General features: G+C 61.6%; 31 protein-coding genes and 1 tRNA gene. 12 read left to right on the forward strand and 20 right to left on the reverse strand.

Features of this window, described 5'->3' with window-relative positions; all coding sequences use genetic code 11:
• Positions 1–2: 2 nt before the first annotated feature.
• The 17 genes from F3N42_RS03690 to F3N42_RS03765 form a co-directional block, all read right to left on the reverse strand.
• Complete coding sequence (locus F3N42_RS03690; protein WP_191621217.1) at positions 3–1,784, reverse strand: phage terminase large subunit family protein; 1,782 nt, start codon at positions 1,782–1,784, stop codon at positions 3–5.
• A 34-nt stretch (positions 1,785–1,818) separates the two neighbouring features.
• On the reverse strand, positions 1,819–2,373 hold the full coding sequence (locus F3N42_RS03695) for a terminase small subunit (protein WP_150863027.1): 555 nt from the start codon (positions 2,371–2,373) through the stop codon (positions 1,819–1,821).
• Positions 2,374–2,393: 20 nt separating this feature from the next.
• Positions 2,394–2,915, reverse strand: coding sequence for a hypothetical protein (locus tag F3N42_RS03700; protein ID WP_150863028.1), 522 nt, complete (start codon positions 2,913–2,915; stop codon positions 2,394–2,396).
• Between the two features lie 325 nt (positions 2,916–3,240).
• Positions 3,241–3,666, reverse strand: a complete 426-nt coding sequence (locus F3N42_RS03705) for a hypothetical protein (RefSeq protein ID WP_150863029.1) — start codon at positions 3,664–3,666, stop codon at positions 3,241–3,243.
• Complete coding sequence (locus tag F3N42_RS15570) at positions 3,663–3,821, reverse strand: hypothetical protein (RefSeq protein WP_191621218.1); 159 nt, start codon at positions 3,819–3,821, stop codon at positions 3,663–3,665. The genes F3N42_RS03705 and F3N42_RS15570 overlap by 4 nt, the downstream gene beginning before the upstream one ends.
• Complete coding sequence (locus F3N42_RS03710; RefSeq protein ID WP_150863030.1) at positions 3,818–4,249, reverse strand: structural protein; 432 nt, start codon at positions 4,247–4,249, stop codon at positions 3,818–3,820. Before F3N42_RS03710 ends, F3N42_RS15570 begins: the two co-directional genes overlap by 4 nt.
• Positions 4,246–4,509, reverse strand: coding sequence for a holin (locus F3N42_RS03715; RefSeq protein WP_150863031.1), 264 nt, complete (start codon positions 4,507–4,509; stop codon positions 4,246–4,248). The genes F3N42_RS03710 and F3N42_RS03715 overlap by 4 nt, the downstream gene beginning before the upstream one ends.
• 90 nt (positions 4,510–4,599) lie before the next feature.
• Entirely contained in the window at positions 4,600–5,079 is a 480-nt protein-coding gene (locus tag F3N42_RS03720) for a hypothetical protein (RefSeq protein ID WP_150863032.1), read from the reverse strand.
• A gap of 321 nt (positions 5,080–5,400) precedes the next feature.
• On the reverse strand, positions 5,401–5,976 hold the full coding sequence (locus F3N42_RS03725) for a site-specific integrase (RefSeq protein ID WP_150863033.1): 576 nt from the start codon (positions 5,974–5,976) through the stop codon (positions 5,401–5,403).
• 3 nt (positions 5,977–5,979) lie between these two features.
• Entirely contained in the window at positions 5,980–6,228 is a 249-nt protein-coding gene (locus tag F3N42_RS03730) for a YegP family protein (protein ID WP_150863034.1), read from the reverse strand.
• Positions 6,225–6,467, reverse strand: coding sequence for an Acb2/Tad1 domain-containing protein (locus F3N42_RS03735; RefSeq protein ID WP_150863035.1), 243 nt, complete (start codon positions 6,465–6,467; stop codon positions 6,225–6,227). The genes F3N42_RS03730 and F3N42_RS03735 overlap by 4 nt, the downstream gene beginning before the upstream one ends.
• Before the next feature lie 28 nt (positions 6,468–6,495).
• Positions 6,496–6,963 (reverse strand): hypothetical protein, encoded by a 468-nt coding sequence (locus F3N42_RS03740; protein ID WP_150863036.1) that lies wholly within the window; start codon positions 6,961–6,963, stop codon positions 6,496–6,498.
• Entirely contained in the window at positions 6,960–7,181 is a 222-nt protein-coding gene (locus F3N42_RS03745) for a hypothetical protein (RefSeq protein WP_150863037.1), read from the reverse strand. The genes F3N42_RS03740 and F3N42_RS03745 overlap by 4 nt, the downstream gene beginning before the upstream one ends.
• Entirely contained in the window at positions 7,178–7,417 is a 240-nt protein-coding gene (locus F3N42_RS03750; RefSeq protein WP_150863038.1) for a hypothetical protein, read from the reverse strand. The genes F3N42_RS03745 and F3N42_RS03750 overlap by 4 nt, the downstream gene beginning before the upstream one ends.
• Complete coding sequence (locus F3N42_RS03755) at positions 7,414–7,908, reverse strand: hypothetical protein (protein WP_150863039.1); 495 nt, start codon at positions 7,906–7,908, stop codon at positions 7,414–7,416. Before F3N42_RS03755 ends, F3N42_RS03750 begins: the two co-directional genes overlap by 4 nt.
• Entirely contained in the window at positions 7,905–8,690 is a 786-nt protein-coding gene (locus F3N42_RS03760) for a hypothetical protein (protein ID WP_150863040.1), read from the reverse strand. Before F3N42_RS03760 ends, F3N42_RS03755 begins: the two co-directional genes overlap by 4 nt.
• Positions 8,690–9,550, reverse strand: coding sequence for a hypothetical protein (locus F3N42_RS03765; RefSeq protein WP_150863041.1), 861 nt, complete (start codon positions 9,548–9,550; stop codon positions 8,690–8,692). The genes F3N42_RS03760 and F3N42_RS03765 overlap by 1 nt, the downstream gene beginning before the upstream one ends.
• Positions 9,551–9,646: 96 nt before the next feature.
• Between F3N42_RS03765 and F3N42_RS03770 the strand changes: the two genes are divergently transcribed.
• The gene (locus F3N42_RS03770; RefSeq protein WP_150863042.1) at positions 9,647–10,015 is read left to right on the forward strand and encodes a hypothetical protein; all 369 of its coding nucleotides are present in this window, start codon (positions 9,647–9,649) and stop codon (positions 10,013–10,015) included.
• A gap of 325 nt (positions 10,016–10,340) precedes the next feature.
• On the opposite strand, the gene F3N42_RS03775 is transcribed toward F3N42_RS03770, so the two are convergent.
• Both F3N42_RS03775 and F3N42_RS03780 read right to left on the reverse strand, forming a co-directional pair.
• A complete protein-coding gene (locus tag F3N42_RS03775; protein ID WP_150863043.1) occupies positions 10,341–10,664 on the reverse strand; it encodes a hypothetical protein in 324 nt (107 codons plus the stop codon).
• A 191-nt stretch (positions 10,665–10,855) separates the two neighbouring features.
• Positions 10,856–11,068: a Cro/CI family transcriptional regulator gene (locus tag F3N42_RS03780; RefSeq protein WP_191621219.1), complete on the reverse strand. Its 213-nt coding sequence runs from the start codon at positions 11,066–11,068 to the stop codon at positions 10,856–10,858.
• Positions 11,069–11,156: 88 nt separating this feature from the next.
• On the opposite strand from F3N42_RS03780, the gene F3N42_RS03785 reads away from it, so the two are divergent.
• The 10 genes from F3N42_RS03785 (at position 11,157) to F3N42_RS03830 (ending at position 15,830) form a co-directional block, all read left to right on the forward strand.
• Complete coding sequence (locus F3N42_RS03785; protein ID WP_224784666.1) at positions 11,157–11,612, forward strand: helix-turn-helix domain-containing protein; 456 nt, start codon at positions 11,157–11,159, stop codon at positions 11,610–11,612.
• 22 nt (positions 11,613–11,634) lie between these two features.
• A complete protein-coding gene (locus tag F3N42_RS15715) occupies positions 11,635–11,943 on the forward strand; it encodes a hypothetical protein (RefSeq protein ID WP_224784668.1) in 309 nt (102 codons plus the stop codon).
• A gap of 352 nt (positions 11,944–12,295) precedes the next feature.
• A complete protein-coding gene (locus F3N42_RS03795; protein ID WP_150863045.1) occupies positions 12,296–12,523 on the forward strand; it encodes a hypothetical protein in 228 nt (75 codons plus the stop codon).
• Between the two features lie 94 nt (positions 12,524–12,617).
• On the forward strand, positions 12,618–12,803 hold the full coding sequence (locus tag F3N42_RS03800) for a hypothetical protein (RefSeq protein ID WP_150863046.1): 186 nt from the start codon (positions 12,618–12,620) through the stop codon (positions 12,801–12,803).
• Positions 12,800–13,147: a hypothetical protein gene (locus tag F3N42_RS03805; protein WP_150863047.1), complete on the forward strand. Its 348-nt coding sequence runs from the start codon at positions 12,800–12,802 to the stop codon at positions 13,145–13,147. Before F3N42_RS03800 ends, F3N42_RS03805 begins: the two co-directional genes overlap by 4 nt.
• A gap of 118 nt (positions 13,148–13,265) precedes the next feature.
• A complete protein-coding gene (locus tag F3N42_RS03810) occupies positions 13,266–13,550 on the forward strand; it encodes a hypothetical protein (protein ID WP_150863048.1) in 285 nt (94 codons plus the stop codon).
• On the forward strand, positions 13,547–13,750 hold the full coding sequence (locus F3N42_RS03815) for a hypothetical protein (protein WP_150863049.1): 204 nt from the start codon (positions 13,547–13,549) through the stop codon (positions 13,748–13,750). Before F3N42_RS03810 ends, F3N42_RS03815 begins: the two co-directional genes overlap by 4 nt.
• Before the next feature lie 36 nt (positions 13,751–13,786).
• Positions 13,787–14,203, forward strand: coding sequence for a hypothetical protein (locus F3N42_RS03820; protein WP_150863050.1), 417 nt, complete (start codon positions 13,787–13,789; stop codon positions 14,201–14,203).
• A gap of 486 nt (positions 14,204–14,689) precedes the next feature.
• Positions 14,690–14,893, forward strand: a complete 204-nt coding sequence (locus tag F3N42_RS03825) for a DUF4224 domain-containing protein (protein ID WP_150863051.1) — start codon at positions 14,690–14,692, stop codon at positions 14,891–14,893.
• Between the two features lie 4 nt (positions 14,894–14,897).
• On the forward strand, positions 14,898–15,830 hold the full coding sequence (locus F3N42_RS03830) for a tyrosine-type recombinase/integrase (RefSeq protein ID WP_191621220.1): 933 nt from the start codon (positions 14,898–14,900) through the stop codon (positions 15,828–15,830).
• A gap of 85 nt (positions 15,831–15,915) precedes the next feature.
• On the opposite strand, the gene F3N42_RS03835 is transcribed toward F3N42_RS03830, so the two are convergent.
• Positions 15,916–15,991 (reverse strand) — tRNA-Lys (locus F3N42_RS03835).
• A gap of 292 nt (positions 15,992–16,283) precedes the next feature.
• Between F3N42_RS03835 and F3N42_RS03840 the strand changes: the two genes are divergently transcribed.
• On the forward strand, positions 16,284–17,231 hold the full coding sequence (locus tag F3N42_RS03840; RefSeq protein WP_224784670.1) for an alpha/beta hydrolase: 948 nt from the start codon (positions 16,284–16,286) through the stop codon (positions 17,229–17,231).

The raw sequence follows: 17,231 nt of genomic DNA on the forward strand, positions 1-17,231 counted from the left end.
CCTCAGTAATTCGTCACAAACCCACCGCGACGGCGGCGGCGTTGCTTGGCTTTCTTGCGCTGCTTGTTGATGCTCACCTGCTTCTCCGTCTCCTGTTCCTCTCCGCCGTCGTCGGGTGCCAGGCGTTTGGCGATGGCCCTGAAATTCGGGTTCAGGATCCGCGCCGCTGCGTATGCGTAAACCCGGTTGTCGAGCGCTTCGTTTCGCCCTACTGCCTTCCACATCCGCACCGGAACACCGTTCTTGTAGCGCTTCACCGGCACCTCGTTCGTCAGCTGGTCGAAGTACGTGTCGTCGTAATGCGCCGGGAAGTGGCAGTAGCCAGGGCCCGGCACGACCGTCTTCAGGTAGCTGAAGAACAGCAGCTCCTTGATCGCATCAACGCCGAGAGTAAACAGCGGAACCTTGAGCTTGTTATTGCGGGTCGGCCGGCTGACCACTTCGCGGGATCCGGCGGCGCCCTTGATGGCGAACACGCGGCCCGGGTGTTTCTTCGCGAACGTGTAGACCTCGGTGGTGTAGTGGCCACCGCTATCGACCGCGATGCCGGGGATGTTCATGGTTGTGCCGTCGTCTCGGGTCCAGCTGCTGTTGAGCAGCTCGTCCTCCAAGCGCTTCCACAGCTCGGCCTTGCCTGGATCGCCGGTGAGCACCCGGGTTTCGATGCCCCAGCTCTCCCAGCCCTCAGACCAGGCGACGATCTCGTACTCCAGTCGGTCGTCTTGGACATCAACGCCCGCGGTCAGCAGCAGCGCCTGGCGCGGCAGCTCCTCGCGCCAGTCGAACGGCTCGCGGCGGTTGGCGATGGCATCAGGGTCGGTGGTTTCTTCGGCCTCCTGCCAGACCTCGCCCAGGGCTTCGTTCACCCAGGTCTTCAACAGGTCCGGGCGCACCTTCGCAGTCAGGAAATCGTCGCGGGTTTCGCGCCAGGTGCGCCAGGTCGAGTAGAGCTCTGAAATGTGGAAGCTGGCGATGCCCCGGAATCGCTTGCTCGCGGTCCAGCCCAGGCCCGGCTCCTGGTCGGCGCGCGCGATCATGCGGGCCTTGTCGCCCTCCTCGATCACGCCGCCGCATTCCGGGCAGACCATCCAGACATCCTCGGACACCTCGCCGGTTTCTTCGTCTGTGTCCCAGTGGACGTTGTCCCAGATCAGGCGGTGGGCGTGGTCGCAGTGCGGGCACGGCACAAGGAAGTACCGCTGGTCGCCTTCCAGGAACTTCATCTCGATGCGCGAATTTCCCGACTCGGTCGGCGTCGAGATGCACATCCGCACAGCGTTGTGGAAGTTGTTCGCGCGCTTGTACGCCAGCGCCAGCGGGTCGCCGCGCTTGCCGACGGTCGTGGGGTACTGGTCGATCTCGTCGGCCAGCACCACGCGGATCGGGCGCGATGCCAGGGACGCCGGTGAGTTGGCGCCGGACATGGTCAGATGGCCGCCCGCGAACTTCTTGTAGAGTAGCCCGTTGTCGCCGTCGCGGCTCTTCGGATCAGGGAACGTCTTGGTCAACCGCGGGGTGTCGCGGATCATCGGCGCGACTCGGTCTTTCGAGAACGCCTGGGCCAGCTCCAGTGTCGGCTGCAGCAGCATGATCGGGCTCGGATCCTGCTCCGAGAAATAGCCGATGGCGTTCAGCAGCACCTCGGTCTTGCCGACCTGGGCGGACGCCATGAACACCACCTCATCAACCGACGGGTCATTGAGCGCGTCCATGATCCCGCGCTGGTACGGGGCGCGGTCGGTCGACCACCGGCCGGGCTCGGCCGATGCTTCACTCGATAGCATTCGGTGGGCGTCAGCCCACTGGGAAACGGTCAGATCAGGCGGCGGCCTTACTGTCTTCGTTGCTTTCGAGATCGTCTTCGATATCAGCCTTAATTGCTCGCGCAAATTCATCGCTGGACAGCTCGGTCAGGGCCTCGTAGATGTGGTCTTTCAGGATGACGCGGCTCTTCTTCGCGTCAGCGGTGGCGCACAGCGGGCCGGCCTTCGGGGGGATGGCCAGCATTCGGGCGCGGAAACGGGCGAGCAGGACGACGAACGCCTTGCGCACCAGGTCGGCATCGAGCAGCCGGGCGCGGGTCTCGGCCAGCTTCAGCTCTTGAAGATCGGCCTCGGCGCGGGTCTTCCGCGCGCGCTCGAAGTCCAGGTCGAGCTGCTGGTCGTCGTCATCGTTGATTTCACCCAGGCGGCGCCGGAGCGCCCAGTTGAAGACGGCGCGCGGGTCGTACTTGTTGGGAATCCCGCGCTTTGGCTCGTTGGCGACCGGCAGCGGGTCGCGCTTGTCGGCCTGGTAGGTGGTGACCGAGCGCACGTCGACGCCGAGCATGGCGGCGACCTGGGGCTTGGTCAGGTAAACGGGTCCGGACGGCATCGGGGCCTATACCGTCCGGGTTACGCGCAGGGATGCGGGCGCGTCAGCCGGCTCAGACTCAACGACCCGCTGCAGCTGGACAGGCACCAGGGAATGACGGTGCCGTCACCCAGTCGATTCAGGTCGAGATCCATCCGCCAGGAAAACGCCAGGCGGTCAGGCCCGGCGTATTCGAAGGTGGCGGATCCGACTGGCATCACGGCGACATCGAGGCCGTCATCGACATACCCGGCGATCACGTCATGCACGGTCGCTTTGCCGTCGGCGTTGTCGCCAAGAATGAGAAACCAGGTCTGGTCGGCGATCTCCCCGCGGGGCTCGTAGGTATAGAAGTAAGCCACGAAATTCTCGTCGAGAACTTCCAAATTAATTCCTTCGCCGGAGCGCTCCCGGTCATACCAGGATCCGTTCTCACACTCGGTCAGCTGCGGGCCGGGTCTCGGCTCGGCGGCGCCAGCCGGTGGCGACCCGAAACAGTTGATGCTGAAAGCGATAGCGATGAAAACGAGCAGAGCAGAAGTGGAGCGTAAAAGCGTGTTCATTGGCTGGGCCCTCGGGTGTGGTTGTGGTGGTCTGCCACACCATCCTGCCGCCCAGCTTGGGAAGGAAGTTATTGCGCTACGACGTGCCTAGCGATATTTCGCGCCTCTCCGCACCCGTCAGCCCCCTCGCCAGAAAGGACCCGCTCATCTCTGAGACCCGCGTGGTAGCTCGCTTACAGCCCGCCCCTCGATCTCGCGCACCTGGGCGCGGTCGAAGTTGGCAGACTCAATCAGGCTGTACGCATCGGCCAGGGCGGCCGTGCATTGACCGAAGGTGAGCGGGTCAGGGAGTGGGGCGACGTACAGCGGGCGGGTGAGCTCGCCGTCAATCGCCAGGTACTGGGGAACTGGGTAGGGCTCCCGCACTGTTCGCACGATCTCGCGCGGAGCGCAGGCGGTCAGCAGCAGCGTCAGGCACAGGCACAACAGCACAAGGCGTGTCGGCGAGATCCGCGGCGAGGGCCTCGCGCAGCTCGGCGGTGAACTCAATACGTTCGCGTTCATGGTCAGCTCTCTGTTGTTCGAGCAGTCGCCGCACCTCCTCGATGGCGGCACGGTCCTGCCTCAGTCGTTCCAGGTTGGCAGCCAGCCCGTCGTTCTGGCTTTCGAGCTCGGCGTACTGCTGCCGGAATCTCTCGATGGTTTCAGCTGCGGACGTGGCCTCGACCTTCAGCTTCCAGACGCTGAACGATTGCCAGGCCAGTGCCAGGCCCAGGGCGATGGCGATACCGATGACCACTCGAAGGATCACAGCGCGCCGCCCAGGAAATCGAACACGGTCTTGATGACGGTGGCCAGCGTGCCGGTGACCCGGTCGGGCCAGCGGAATGCAGCAGCCACGAACAGCGTGACGAAGATGCAGGCCCAGACCAGGACCGACATGCGGATCCGCTCACGCCAGCTCATGCCAGCCCCGCCAGGTAGAACGCACGCCCGAGCGTGACGCTGTCGTAGGGCTGGTATCCGTTCTCCATCTCGATCATGGCCTCGACCATGCGGCGTGCGGTGTCCAGGTCTCGGATGTTGATGGACTCGTCAGGGTCCACGCCCACCCGCTCGGCCACGAACTCGGCGTATCGGTCGGACTTGTTCTCGTGGTGGGGGGCGAAGCGGTGGATCATCTCACGGATGGTGTCCAGGCCGTGGCGCTCCTGGTACGTGATGAGCACCTTCACCCCGGCGCGGATGCCCCACTCGGGGGCGTGGAACACGGCGAACCGGTTCTCCAGGATCTGCTCGGGCGTTCGTTCCCAGTCAGCGGCCAGGCCGTGCCAGTCGGCCCCGGCCTCGATGTTCATCGGGTTGTTGTTGCGGATTCCCCGCGGGGCTGTCACTGGGTGGCCTCTTCCACGGCCGCCTCGGCGGCGCGGCGTGCAGCTTCCTCTGCTGCTTTGCGCTCGATTCTCAAGCGGCGCTCCTGCACCCAGATGTTGTAAGCGAAGCCGAGGATGGCTATCAGGGCGCCGGTGATCGCGGCGAACTCGTTGGCGTGAAGCCCGAAGAACACCGCCGAACCGGAGCCGGCGAGTGTCGTTCCCTTGGCGACAGCCGCCTGCGTTGCGCTCGGTTCGAGGAGCACCGTTTTTGTCGACATGCGTGTTGGCCCTTTCATCAGCTGGTTGATAGGTGATGTTGCCGATGAGGGTATTGCGCGGATGCGCGGGCGCGGTATTGCGGGACATGGTCATGCTGCCTTGCCGCACTTGTAGGGCGGCAGCAGCTCGGCGGCCTGAAGCCTGGCCACCAGGTTCTCGAAGTTGATATCAGCCAGTGCGCACCAGGTCCGCAGCGTTGGCTTGCCGTCGACGAGGCCAAACGTGTCCATGGCCAGCCTCCAGTCGGGGGCGCTGTCCTGGGCGACCTGGTCCATGACGAACCCGCGCACAGCTCGAAGGCGATGGCAGGCCGTCTCGATGTCGGCGGAATTGCGGCGCCCTGGCGGCACCGTCAGCGTGGCCCGCACCACATCCTCGGCGCGCCGTACCCGATCCCGCAGTCGCGCATGGTCCACGTCGGTCATCAGGTCGCTGACCGCCTTGGCCACCACGTAACCGGCGAGGATCTCGGCCGGCTCCTCCAGGCGGTCGGCCTGGTAGCGGATCGCCCTGGCAATCACCCGGCGCTCCTTGATTCTTCGGCGGATGGCCTGGGCAGTGCTGTTCACCAATGACTCCCGGTTCGACGAATAGCTTCGAGCTTCTGGAAAAGGTCGTGCAGACCAGGGTGTTCGATGCGAACTGACAAGGATTCCTTGACAGTTGGACGCCACCCCTCAACAGCCCTCAAAGCCTCACGCCGTATGGCTTTGCGCCCTACAGTTCGCTTCAAGCAGGTTGTGGCAAACTGGCCAATCCGCTGAAACCACGTATTCATGCGGGTTTCGAGGATTTCGCGTTTTGAGTTTGAAACGCCCGGAATGAAGCGAGTAATCAGCGTCAAATGCCCTGCCCTCGCGCTTTTCCGGGGTTTTTTGGTTTTCCTGAAATCAGTCATCGTCGCCACCCATGGCGTCGAAGCCTTTCAATGAGTCATCCATCACGTCCTGGGTGATGCCGATGTACTTGCGCGTCTCCTTCTCGCTGGCGTGGTTGAGCAGCTCCATCAGCAGCGTCAGATCGTTGTGCTGCTGGTAGTGCTGGTAACCGAACGTCTTGCGCATCGAGTGGGTGCCCACCTCGGGCACACGGCAGGCTTTGGCGGCGTTCTTCAGGACCTGGTCAGCTCGGCTGCGCGTGATCGGACGGTTGCGGCCCTGGCGACTCAGGAACAGGTAGCGCTCAGGCCGGCGACCGTCGCAGTAGCTGGCCACCAGCTCGCGCACCGAGGGCACCAGGTAGCGGCGGGTGAGCTTGCCGGTCTTCTTGTCGCGGAGCTTCAGGTGCTCGACTGCGGCGCCCCGAAACCAGACATCTCGGACCCGCAGCGCGAGCAGGTCGCTCACGCGCAGGCCGGTGTTGATGCCCAAGGCCCACATCAGGCTGTCGCGGGGGTTGCGCTCGTCCAGCCACTCGAACATCTGCCGGATCTTGCGCTTCGAGCGGACGGGCTGGACGACTTCCATGGTTCAGCAATTCCCGCCTTCTTCTTCGGCCAGGCTGGCGGCGAATGCCTCGTTGACCTTCCGGACGAACTCACAAAACTCATGGGCGGTTTCGTTGAAGTGCTCGGCGGCTGCGCGCTTGCTATGGTGCGGCACAGCCGAGCGCGCCATCACATGGCCGGCCGTCGAACGGAAGACCCAGAACCAGTTACCGCTATCGTCCTGGGTGAGCTCAAAGTGAGCCAGCATCGCCTGGTCTTTTTCGGCGCTCATGCGGACGGGGCCGTTACCGCCTTTACGGCCCACATCGCCGCCTCCTCGGCTTTGGTCATTGCCAAAGCCGCCAATCGCGGAACCTCAATATCCTTGCTGTCTCGTGTGACCCTTGCGACTTCGTCAATGAAGTTGGCGGCGAGGATCTTCAGGCGATCAATGTCGTTGTTCTCGGTCACGTTGAAGTTAATGCGGACGCGCTTTTCACCAAGCGTTAAGGGGCGTTCGTTGTCGCTCATGCTGGTTCTCCTAAGTAATTTCCGGGTCTCAGTCACAGCCCGCGCCGACGGACCCGGGATCCTCGGCCGCGGTGAATTCCTTCCAGTGCACCCAGCCCTTCTCGGGGCAGTGAAAGCCCCAATGGCGGTAGACCGGGCCGGTGATGAACAGTGTCCAGCAGGATCCGTCGTGCAGCTCGACGCGGTGGGCGAACTTGCCCGACCAGCGGAACCGGACGGCGCCGGGCTTTAGCACCTCGCGGCGGTGGATCCCGCCGGCGGCGATGGTGTGTTCGGTGTACGAGCCGCGCAGCAGCACCGAGCAGTTCGCCCAGGGGTGATCGTGCAGCGCGCGGTCGTCGTCATCGCGCAGGAACAGGTGCAGGTACACGTTGAAAAATCGGTTGCGCGGGATCACCCACCAGCGCAGCAGGTACGGATTCTCGTGGCCGCCCACGACGAAATCCGGGGCGCGTTTCGAGACCCGCTTGATGAGCCAGCTGTAGAAGCGCCTCATGCCGCCACCCCGGCCGTCTCCGGCGTGCATGGCGGGCGCTTGGCGATCTTGCCCGGGCCGCCGATCACCTGGGAGCCGCGGATGTACCTGGCGCCACCCAGGGGCGCGCGCAGGATCTGGCGCTCCCAGCCGCAATGCGGACAGCGGTGAACCAGGCGAACATGCGGAGAGACGCCCTTCTCGATGGCCTTGCGAACCCACAGATGGCGCCCGCTCATGCCAGCACCCATCCGGTGTGCGCCCGGTACTTGACCAGGTCGGCGCTGCGGCAGCGCTTCAGCGCACTTTCAATCGAGCCACGCGGGAATCCCGTCCGGGCCTTGATCTCGCTGGTCGTGATCGGCTCGTCACCCAGAGTGGCCATCACCTCGACCTCGACGTGTGCCGCCCACATGCTGTTGACGGTCTCCCAGGGCTCCAGCGGAACGGCTGCTTCTGCTGCGCCCCAGGTCATGCCGCGCTCCTTACGGGCGTGTCGTCGTCGTGCCTGGCGACTGCGGGGCGGATCAGTTCGAGATCCGCGCCGTAGATCTCGTCCAGGTTGTAGCGCGTGAGCCCCTGCGGGTACTGGTCGTACCAGTGCTCGCCGCGCTTCTTCTGGAAAACCTTGATCTGGCCGCGGGTGATGATGCGGGACTGGCTGCTGCCGGTGCTGCCGGCGAGCAACTTCCGGGCGCTGGACTCGATGGCAGCCTTGTCCTGGTCGGAGCAGTTCTGCGGGTGGTGGTAACCCTTGCCGGCGCGGCACAGCTGCTTGAACTCGGGCAGCGTCGGCGGAAACTCGCTGCTGCGCTGCTGCAGCGACTGGTAGCCGGCGGCGAGGTTGTAGTTCTTCAGCTCCCGCTCCCAGTACCGGAATGTCGGCCCATCGACCCCGCCGTATTCCTTGAATGCGTGGGGGTACATGGTTTTCATCACCGCCCACAGCTCTCGTAGCTCGATCATGCCCTTGCCTCCCTGGACGCCTCGAAGGCGCTCCAAAACTCATCGCTGGATTTCGTGCCAGTGGACCGCCCAGGGGCGCGCCGCCGCGGAGGCGGGCCGTCGAACTCGTTCTGGATCCACTTCAACCACTGGAACCGCGGGTTGGGTTGGCGGGAATTCTTGTGCGCTTTGAATTTCCCCCAGGCTCCACGGATCTGCTCGTCGCTCAGCTTCGGGTTGGCTTCACGGCCGGCCACAAGCCAACCGGGTTCGTCGGGGTCTGATTCGGCCTTTTCCGCGCTTCCTGCAGATGCTGTAGATCCTGCTCCTTCTCCTGCTCCTGTTTCCCCGAACGTTTGGGGGAACCCTTCGGCGAACCCTTTATAGAACCCTTCCCCTAACCCTTCGGCTAACTCTTTCAAGCGTTGATACAGCTTGTTTTTAAGGTCGCACTCGGGCAGATCATTCCAGCAACCGACCCATGACTTGAGCACGTTCGGGTTGTCCGGTGGGTTGTATCTGGTGAAGTTCGGGACCCCCAAAAACTTGGCGGTTTTGTCGTACTCCCAGAAACGTTTCTGCAAACCCTCCTTAAAGGCTTCCCGGAAGGGTTGCGGGAACCCTTTCTGCTCCCAATCAAGTTCGTCCTCGATACCACCTGGTGACGTTCGCATTGCGCCAACGGGCGTCATCTGCGGGTGGGTCAGAATGAATAGAAACAGGTGCTGGCAGGACAGTGACGCCGAGTAGAACTTCTCGTCGTTCCAGATTCTCGGGTCGATCTTCCGGTACTTCTTTGCCATCAGGCAGCCCTCGACTGCAGCTGCTTGGCAGCGTTGCGGATCGGGCACCATTCGGCCTGGGTCAGGACGCCCTTGTCACGCAGCTGGTCAATGACGTTGACGTGCACCAGGTCGCCAGCCAAGATCATCGACAGGGCTTTTGCGCTCACTCCGAGAAGCTCTCGCGCGGCCTGACAGCCTTCAGGATCTCCGGCTATCTCGTGTTCCTCGAACCAGTTTTCCAGGCGGTTCTTCAACAGCGTGGCGGGCGGCACCGCTCGGTTAACCTTTGGGCGGCGGCCGAGGCCCTTCTCGATCTTCTTCAGGGTCGGCTTACGTGGGCTGGTGGTGCCGGCCAGGAACCCGGCCAGCGTCGGGTGCGCGATATCGAAGTGATCGGCGGCACGGTGCTCGTTCAGGCTGTGCTGCGTCATGAACAGCGTCACACGGTCGCGGATCCGGGCGGCGCGGCCGCGAATGACCGCTGGGTCGCCGTCACCTTTACCGGCGCCACCAGCCGCCGGTTCAGGCTTCTTATTGCTCCCTGGCTTATCTGGCCCGTCCTGGGCCGTGGTGGCGGGAGGTTCGCGCTTGGCGACGGATTCGGTAGGTGCGGCGACGCCCGGCTCCTCGCTTTTCCCAGGGGAACCCGCGGCGGATGACGGGCTCTCACCCGCCGGGGCCTCCGCTGCGTCGCCGGTCCCTTTCTTGTTGGTCACTGCGTCAGTCAGGCCGGTTTCCTGCAGGATCTCGGCGGCCAGGCTGAACATTAGCCCGTCAACTTCGCGGGGCGAGAACACTGTCTGCCCTCGCCGGTACATATCCAAGATATTCAGGTTTGCGACCTGGGCGATGGTCTCTGCCATGCTCTCGTTGTTCATCATCCTCTCCAACGGGCTGGGGCCCGCTCGTTGTTGTGGTTGCTATACTTCGCTGCGGATCTACCGCTGCTCTCTCTTGCCGAAAAGGGGTTCGAGATGCTTCAACTGTTTGAAAAAATCATCAATGAGCACGGCTCGTCGGCGATCCTCAAGGAACGACTTTCGATCCTGAAAGACGCTTACGCGGATGTAGAAAAAAGGAACGCGGAGCTTCAAGGCGAGAATGGCGCGTTGAAAGCGGATCTTGAGAACGCGCGCGCTGATGCAGATCAACTCCGCATGGACCTGGATCGTCTCAAGGGCAATTTTGCGAAATTCGCGTGTGATCATTGTGGTAGCACGGAGTTGAAGAGAACTGGAAACCGAACCGATCCGGGGTTTGGCCGGTTGGGCGTGAAACTGCAGGTCTTTTCTTGCGAATCCTGCGGAAAAGAGAGCACCTTCATGGACCTCCCAAGCAAATGAAGGGGCCGAATGTTCACAACAGAGTCAGGATCGCTGAGGCTGGGGTGTTCTACGACGTGGTGGCCTATAGAAAGCTTTCCGATGATGAAATTCGCCAGGCGATTCACGGTTTCTTGGCCTCTGAAAAAAAGCCTCCGGAGTCCGGCTCAAAGATCACGATAATCACCAGCATCGGGGCCGTTAGTTAGAAGACAGGCGAGCCGCGCCGCCTCTTCGGCGCTAAGGGTTATGGAGCTGGATTTCCCGCCTGCAAATACATGCAGAATTCGGATCCCATTCGGTTCGAGCGTGACGGCGTACCCGAGCTTCTCAACGATATCCTGAGTCACGCCCCCTCCCCCGCCCGGATCTCCGCGATCACTTGGCTGAACCGACCCATCAACACCTCGGCCTCCTCGATGAGGCGGCTGTTCTTCAGATCGGCTTTTTCGTGCAGGTACTTGTCGACCAGGTAGTAGACAGGCTCCAGGTCGCCGAACTCGTCCAGGAACTTCTCCAGGTGATCGACGCCCAGCTTGCGGTCATCGCCAGTCAGCGCCCTAGTGAGGTTTGATGGCGCGATGTCGATGGCCGGCGCCACGTTGCCGTGCCCGGCGCGGTAGATCGCCGTGGCGCAGCAATCCAGCAGGTTGCGATACCTGCGGGCCACGCCTGGTTCAAACGAAAGAGTCAGCTGTTTGGGGCTCACCGATAACTCCTGATAACTCTTGTTGTCGCTACTTGTCGCAGCGTTGTTGTAAAAATTCGCGGTGGGCGGACCACCGGCACCAGGTCGTCTGGTGGTCGGGCCGCCCCCGGGCTGGGACAGGTAACGCCCGGGGCCGACCCTTTGGGTAACTGTTAGGCGGCCCGTTGTGAAGCTCTCGCCGGTTGCTTCCCAAGCGGTTTGAGCTCATAGGCATTTATCACTTCACCGCGAGCGTCCATCACGAAGCGAATGTCGCGGTTGGAAGAGACCATTTGCGCGATCGCGCTTTGGCCCACCCCGAGCGCGATTGCTGCCGCGTTCTGGGTGTTCTCTTCCAGGAATTCTTTCAGTGTGATCTCTTTCACGTAGGCATCTCCTTGCGCGGATATTAGTGCCACTAATTTTCGATGTCAACAGTAACGCTAATAGCGTATACGCAAGGAGTGCTGTCAAATGCGACTCATGACTGACAAGAGGCTATCCTCCGATCAACAGCGAGCAGCATCACGGTTACGCAAGATCTGGGATGAAAAGAAAACTGGCTTGGGGCTCACCCAGGAGCGCGTTGGGGCGCGGTTAGGGTGGGAGACACAGAGTGCGGTTAGCCAGTATCTAAATGGCAAGATCCCACTCAACCTGAATGCGGTTATCAAGTTCGCGCAGGTTCTGGAGGTAGAGCCTGAATCCATTTATCCAGAGTTGCTTCAGGATTTAAGCGTCCCTTATCGGGTGTCTCAGCAAAAGGTCGACCCGACTTTCCACGTCGCGGAGCAGCCGCCGACTTACGGAAGTGATGAAGGGGTTACCGGAATTGTCAGTTTGATTCGAAAGGGGCTCAACGATGGAACACTTGACGCTGAAGATTTGAAGTTCATCAAGGCGTTGGTTGAGCGGATAGTGAAAAAGTAACGTTTACCAGAGGGAGATAGCTATGGCTTTAATCGTATGCGCTGAATGTAGCTCACAGGTCTCTAATAAGGCTAATTCATGCCCCCGCTGCGGGGCGCCAGTTTCGCTCGAATCCAGGGCAACTGACACGAACCTGACTACAACTCAAACAACCAGCAAGAAGCTCAAGCGGCAATACCTATTTGCCGTGCTGTTGATTTTCATCGGCGCAATATGGATGGCAACATCTTTCCAAACCGACGAGCCAGCTATCTGGGCTCCTGTTGTCATCGTGCTCGGCCTGGTCTGGGCAATCATCGTGAAAATTCGCACTTGGTGGCACCACGGCTAACTGCACTGCCTTAATGGGCAGCTGAAAAAATAAGCAATTCTATTGGTTGCGCCCCTGAATATTAGTATTACTGTTGACATGAAGAATTAGTATCACTAATATCTCGTTCCATGGACCTCATGGGACGCAAATTCGTACTCGACCCGCAGCCGGAGTTTTTCGGCTGCATCACCACGTCTACACGTCCCCTGACGAACAACCAGCGCGCGGCCATCTGGCTGCTGCGCCGTCCTGACTCCAACCGCGACCTACCGAATCCGGAGAGCACACCCCGAGAGAGCGAGGTTGACTCCCCCCCTCGTGACCTTGGCCCCCGGGGTGTGTTCTCCCGATTCCTGCCCAGGTGGCGCCGATGAACGCCATCCCGGCCAGCCGCGACGAGTGGGGCCAGGGCGCACACGCCCGGACCTTCCTGAATCACGTACCTGACGCATGGACGCCCGCCAGCAAGATCCGGGCGCCCTTCGTCGTGCTCGAAACGCTGGTGCACACCGGCGACATCGAGATGAAGACCGTTCCGATCTACACCCATGCCGGCATCCCGGCGGGGTCACTTCACTTTTTCCGGAGGGCGAAATGACAATGAATTTCTGGAAGCTGCTCGGATGCTCACTGCTGCTGCTGGCCGGGTGGTTCGTGATTCAGCTGTTCATGCTGGTGAAGGACCTGATGGCATGAGCCCGCACACGAAAGAGTGGTTCATCCTGGTCCCCGAGGCGCGCGCCATGTCGCTGCGCCGTTACCTGGCAGAGATCCTGGGCGGGTGCGTCATGCTGCTGCTCCTGCCGTATGCGGTGCCCGCCGCCTTCCGCTGGATCTTCGCCCTGGTCGACCTGGTCATTGAGCAGGTGGCCTCATGAACCAGGTCCCTCTTCAGTTCGCCACCCCCACCGAGCCCGGACCCGCCGCCAGGGCTGCTATCGCCCTGCAGCGGGATCCGGCCGGTTTCTGCCGCATCACTGAACGCTGGCTACGTGAAAACGAACACGTCTGGCTGGCGTTCTACGACGCCGCCGAGCAGCTGCGCGCCGCCGGCCGCAGTCACTACGGCGCCAAGGGCATCATGGAGGTGCTGCGCTTCAACACCGCGCTCACCGACGCCGAAGTCACATTCAAGCTGAACAACAACTACACCAGCGGCCTGGCGCGGCTCTACAACACCATCACCCAGACCGATTTCTTCGAAACCAGGCAGGCCGCATGACCCGCCCTGCCCCACACGTTTCCCGGACCGTCGGGCGCCGTCCCTGGCCCCTCAATCCCCCCACTACAGGGCGGCGCCCGGCGTCTTTTATCGAAGGTCACGGAACAGGATAGGCCCCATGAAGAAACCCAAACACTACGCCGCCGAGCTGCTCGGCCTGGCCAAGCGCGCCGAGTGGCCCGACAACTGCCCGGACGCCCTGCGCGCGATCCAGGCGGCTGGATCCGGCGACAGCAAACGCGCCGAGGCGCTCTCGACGCTCATCCATGGTGGGTTCTACCCGGAAGCGTTCTTTTCCATGCGCTGCGCCGTGGCCATCGGCAACGGTGACCTGGTGAAAGCCCGGCTTCTGCTCAACGACCTGCAGCTGCGGCTCGGCACTGACAAGCGGGTGGCGGCGTGAGTCGGCACCGCTGGTCGGGCCGCTCGATCATCGGCAAGGGCGCCTCGTTGAAATCCATCCACAAGTGCACCCGCTGCGGGTGGGAGCGGTGGATCCACGCGCCCATGAAGGGCATCGAGTACACCCAGTACAGGCGGGGTGAAGCCACCCTGGGTGGCAGTGGTGTCGACCCACAAGAACCAGAGTGTGCCGGCAACTAGGCCCCGCACTCGCTAACCAAAGCAGGAGACAAAAAGATGCGAGCGATTATCGACGCACTGCGGGAGCACCGTAACGGGCGCCTCGTTGATGAGCTGGACACCAAGTTCGGCAAACTGGTGAAGGCCGTGGCCCGCACTGGGAAGGAAGGTGGCATCACCATCACGTTGAAGCTGAAGCCGCGGCCGCACACAGCCGGGCTGCAGGTTGAAATGCTGGACAACGTGAAGCTGTCCATCCCAGAGCCGGACAAGGCCACCACCCTCTTTTACACCCATGACGACGAACTGGTGCGCGAGGATCCTAACCAGCGCAGTTTCGACGGCATGGAAATCGTAGACACCGACACCGGTGAAATCGTCAGACGCGGAGGGGCTGGATCCGGTGAAACAGTGGTGGATCAACTACGGCCATTCTCTGAAAAATTGGCTGGTCCTAAAAATCGGCATTCGTGACCAGGGTGTGGTGGTCCGGTGAACAACTGCACCGTCACGTCTGGAGTTCCGACAACGATAACCCTTGAGGATGTGCAGGAAGCGATAGCCGCACTTAAAAAAAGCCTGCCAGATGTCAGGCCCAGCCACTGCGTTCCCCGCGGCATCGTGATACGAACCACCGATCCCCGTCACGGCGGTGAGGTGTTCTTTCTCTCACCTGCCGACTATGAGCTGTGGAGTCAAAACAATCCATGAGCGCGATTCATAGCGACGAAACCTATATCGATACCGACCCGTTTCAAGATGACACGGCAATTCAGTGCCGCACGGTTAGCATCAAAACGGCTCGTAAGGAGCACCAATGCTACGGACTCGGTGACTGCTGCGTTGGCCATCACATCAAGCCAGGCGACCGATATCGCCACGAGAAAGCCCTCTGTGAGGGCTCATGGGGTGAATGGCGAATGTGCTTTGCCTGCCTCGATGAATGGTTGAGTTGGTGACATGCTCATTACCCGCGAAGAACTCCAGGCGCTGACCGGCTACACCCGTCAGAAGGAGATCCGCGACTGGCTGGCCGAGAACGGAATCCCCTTCCGTACTCGGCCTGACGGCTGGCCATCGCTGACCTGGCGCGTCTATGAAGAAGCCCTGCTGGGCGGGCGGACATCGAGGCCCAACTTCTCACATCTCAGAAAAGCGGGGTAGACTCATGCCCGTGGGACGCAACCGGAAACACGACAAGGGTCTGCCAAAGCGGGTCTATCTCCGCTCGGGAACCTATTGGTACGTGGACTACAAGGGCAAGTGGCACAAGCTCGGCCGCAGCGAACCGGACATGCACCAGGCCCTGGGCAAGCTGCTGGGCGAGCAGCTCGGCACCATGAAAGAGTATTTCGACCGCTACGAGCGCGAAGTGCTGGCGAAGAAGGCGCCCAGGACACGCGACGACCAGACCAGCCAGCTGAAGTATCTCCGCCTGGCGTTCGAACACATGGCGCCGTCCGAAATCATGCGGCGTGACGTTGCCGGTTACCTGGACAGCTACCCGGCTCCCGTCCAGGCAAATCGCCACATCGCCCTGCTCTCGCACGTATTCACCAAGCTGATCCGCTGGCAGGTGGTCGAGGAAAACCCCTGCACCGGCGTCGAGAAGAACAAGGAACGCCCCCGTAGCCGCTACATCTCCGACGAGGAGTTTTGGGCCGTCCACCAGCGCGCCACCGAGCCAGTGCAGCTGCTCATGGAACTGGCGCTGTGCACCGGCCAACGTCGGGGCGACCTGATTCGGCTGCAGTGGTCCCAGCTAGACGATGAAGGGATCCACTTCACCCAGAGCAAAACCGGCAAGGTGCTGGTGGTGCTGTGGAGCCCCATGCTCCGCGACGTGATCCGCCGCTGCAGGAAAGGCACCGGCGGCCTGTACGTCATCCGCAAAGCGAACGGCCGGCCATACACATCGGACGGGATCAGCTCCGCCTGGCAGCGGCTCATGAATGCCTGGAAAGGCGAGCGGTTCACCTTCCACGATATCCGCGCGAAGTCCGGCTCAGACCACGAGACCGGCGAGCACCTGGGGCACGCCTCGAAGGCGACCCTGCAACGAATTTACCGGCGGCGGCCGAAGGTCGTGAAGGGTCTCTGAGCGGTTTTTTTTGGAAGTCTTCCAAAATACTTCCAAAATTGAACGCCTTCCGGTGCTCAATATCCGCGTAACTCTTTGATTTAAATGGTGGGCCGTGTTGGGCTCGAACCAACGACCATCGGATTAAAAGTCCGGTGCTCTACCAACTGAGCTAACGGCCCCCGGGGGGAATTCCGCGGCGCTTGTGGAGCGCGGGCGCGCCTTTCGTCGCGGAGCGCGGATTTTATGGGATTTATCCGTGCCTTACAAGGAAACAGGCGGAGAAATATCGCTTTTTTCGCCATCTGCCATGCGCTAGTCTTTTCCGGCACAGCCAGCGCGCCAGGTAATGCGGGGCTGGTACCTGTAAAAAAACAACATGGAGAGCGCCTGATGCGATCTGATCGTTCCTGTTTTGGCTTATTGGTTTCCGGCTTAATGGCCGCCTTCGCTGCGACTTTTTCGCTTCCCGTAATGGCGCAGGAAGTTACCCGGGAGCAGGTGGATATTCCCGGTCCGTCGCTTGTTGGCAACCTGGAAGGCAATGCCACGACGCGCGACATCATTGTTTTTCTTCCGCCCAGCTACAACCAGGAACCGGGGCGGCGTTACCCGGTTGTCTACGCGCTGCATGGTTACTCGTCCAACAACGACGCGTTTGAAAAAGACCTGGCCCGCACCAATGCCATCGAGTCCGCGTTCGGGTCAGGCACACCGGAGATGATCGTGGTCATGCCCGACGCGCAATCGGTGAACAACGGTTCAATGTATGGCGCATCGGTCACCACCGGTGACTGGGAGAGTTACATTGCTGATGATGTCGTGGGCTACGTGGATGCCCATTACCGGACCATTGCGGTTCGCCAGAGCCGCGGGCTGGTGGGGCACTCCATGGGCGGTTACGGCGCGTTGCGCATAGGCATGAAGCGGCCGGATGTCTTTACCAGCCTGTACGCGATGAGCCCGTGCTGCCTGACGCCGGCGCAAATGCCCGCCCCTGAACTGGTGGCGAAACTTGAAGCGCTTGAGAAGCCCGAGGACTCGTTGGACCTGGGGTTCATGGAACGCGCGACACTGGCTACCGGGGCGGCCTGGTCGCCAAACCCAAACAATCCGCCCTTCTACATGGACCTGCCATCAGGTGAGCAGGCCGCGGACGTCATGGCCCGCTGGCAGGCCAACGCGCCGGTCGCCATGGCGGACCAGTACATGTTTGAGCTTCGGGGTTACGAGGGCATCGCAATTGATGTCGGTGACAAGGACTGGCTGATGCCGAGCGCACAGGCCATGCATAAAGTGTTGACGGATAACGCGATTGAACATCAGTACCAGGTTTACGACGGTGACCATGTCAACCGCGTGGCGGAGCAGTTTCGCGATGCCGTTATGCCGTTCTTCGGCAAGCACCTGGATTTCGAGTAA

This window comes from Marinihelvus fidelis (genome assembly GCF_008725655.1).
Classification (GTDB): Bacteria; Pseudomonadota; Gammaproteobacteria; order Xanthomonadales; family SZUA-36; genus Marinihelvus; species Marinihelvus fidelis.

Excerpts from the sequence above, each read along its gene's own strand:
- F3N42_RS03750 (WP_150863038.1), bottom strand. The coding sequence starts at position 7,417 with ATGACCTGGGGCGCAGCAGAAGCAGCCGTTCCGCTGGAGCCCTGGGAG.
- F3N42_RS03730 (WP_150863034.1), bottom strand. The coding sequence starts at position 6,228 with ATGAGCGCCGAAAAAGACCAGGCGATGCTGGCTCACTTTGAGCTCACC.
- F3N42_RS03805 (WP_150863047.1), top strand. The coding sequence starts at position 12,800 with ATGAACCAGGTCCCTCTTCAGTTCGCCACCCCCACCGAGCCCGGACCC.
- F3N42_RS03755 (WP_150863039.1), bottom strand. The coding sequence starts at position 7,908 with ATGATCGAGCTACGAGAGCTGTGGGCGGTGATGAAAACCATGTACCCC.
- F3N42_RS03770 (WP_150863042.1), top strand. The coding sequence starts at position 9,647 with ATGCTTCAACTGTTTGAAAAAATCATCAATGAGCACGGCTCGTCGGCG.
- F3N42_RS03690 (WP_191621217.1), bottom strand. The coding sequence starts at position 1,784 with ATGCTATCGAGTGAAGCATCGGCCGAGCCCGGCCGGTGGTCGACCGAC.
- F3N42_RS15570 (WP_191621218.1), bottom strand. The coding sequence starts at position 3,821 with ATGAGCTGGCGTGAGCGGATCCGCATGTCGGTCCTGGTCTGGGCCTGC.
- F3N42_RS03715 (WP_150863031.1), bottom strand. The coding sequence starts at position 4,509 with ATGTCGACAAAAACGGTGCTCCTCGAACCGAGCGCAACGCAGGCGGCT.
- F3N42_RS03765 (WP_150863041.1), bottom strand. The coding sequence starts at position 9,550 with ATGAACAACGAGAGCATGGCAGAGACCATCGCCCAGGTCGCAAACCTG.
- F3N42_RS03700 (WP_150863028.1), bottom strand. The coding sequence starts at position 2,915 with ATGAACACGCTTTTACGCTCCACTTCTGCTCTGCTCGTTTTCATCGCT.
- F3N42_RS03745 (WP_150863037.1), bottom strand. The coding sequence starts at position 7,181 with ATGAGCGGGCGCCATCTGTGGGTTCGCAAGGCCATCGAGAAGGGCGTC.
- F3N42_RS03740 (WP_150863036.1), bottom strand. The coding sequence starts at position 6,963 with ATGAGGCGCTTCTACAGCTGGCTCATCAAGCGGGTCTCGAAACGCGCC.
- F3N42_RS03725 (WP_150863033.1), bottom strand. The coding sequence starts at position 5,976 with ATGGAAGTCGTCCAGCCCGTCCGCTCGAAGCGCAAGATCCGGCAGATG.
- F3N42_RS03820 (WP_150863050.1), top strand. The coding sequence starts at position 13,787 with ATGCGAGCGATTATCGACGCACTGCGGGAGCACCGTAACGGGCGCCTC.
- F3N42_RS03795 (WP_150863045.1), top strand. The coding sequence starts at position 12,296 with ATGAACGCCATCCCGGCCAGCCGCGACGAGTGGGGCCAGGGCGCACAC.
- F3N42_RS03800 (WP_150863046.1), top strand. The coding sequence starts at position 12,618 with ATGAGCCCGCACACGAAAGAGTGGTTCATCCTGGTCCCCGAGGCGCGC.
- F3N42_RS03735 (WP_150863035.1), bottom strand. The coding sequence starts at position 6,467 with ATGAGCGACAACGAACGCCCCTTAACGCTTGGTGAAAAGCGCGTCCGC.
- F3N42_RS03785 (WP_224784666.1), top strand. The coding sequence starts at position 11,157 with ATGCGACTCATGACTGACAAGAGGCTATCCTCCGATCAACAGCGAGCA.
- F3N42_RS03695 (WP_150863027.1), bottom strand. The coding sequence starts at position 2,373 with ATGCCGTCCGGACCCGTTTACCTGACCAAGCCCCAGGTCGCCGCCATG.
- F3N42_RS03830 (WP_191621220.1), top strand. The coding sequence starts at position 14,898 with ATGCCCGTGGGACGCAACCGGAAACACGACAAGGGTCTGCCAAAGCGG.
- F3N42_RS03810 (WP_150863048.1), top strand. The coding sequence starts at position 13,266 with ATGAAGAAACCCAAACACTACGCCGCCGAGCTGCTCGGCCTGGCCAAG.
- F3N42_RS03825 (WP_150863051.1), top strand. The coding sequence starts at position 14,690 with ATGCTCATTACCCGCGAAGAACTCCAGGCGCTGACCGGCTACACCCGT.
- F3N42_RS03760 (WP_150863040.1), bottom strand. The coding sequence starts at position 8,690 with ATGGCAAAGAAGTACCGGAAGATCGACCCGAGAATCTGGAACGACGAG.
- F3N42_RS03840 (WP_224784670.1), top strand. The coding sequence starts at position 16,284 with ATGGCGCAGGAAGTTACCCGGGAGCAGGTGGATATTCCCGGTCCGTCG.
- F3N42_RS15715 (WP_224784668.1), top strand. The coding sequence starts at position 11,635 with ATGGCTTTAATCGTATGCGCTGAATGTAGCTCACAGGTCTCTAATAAG.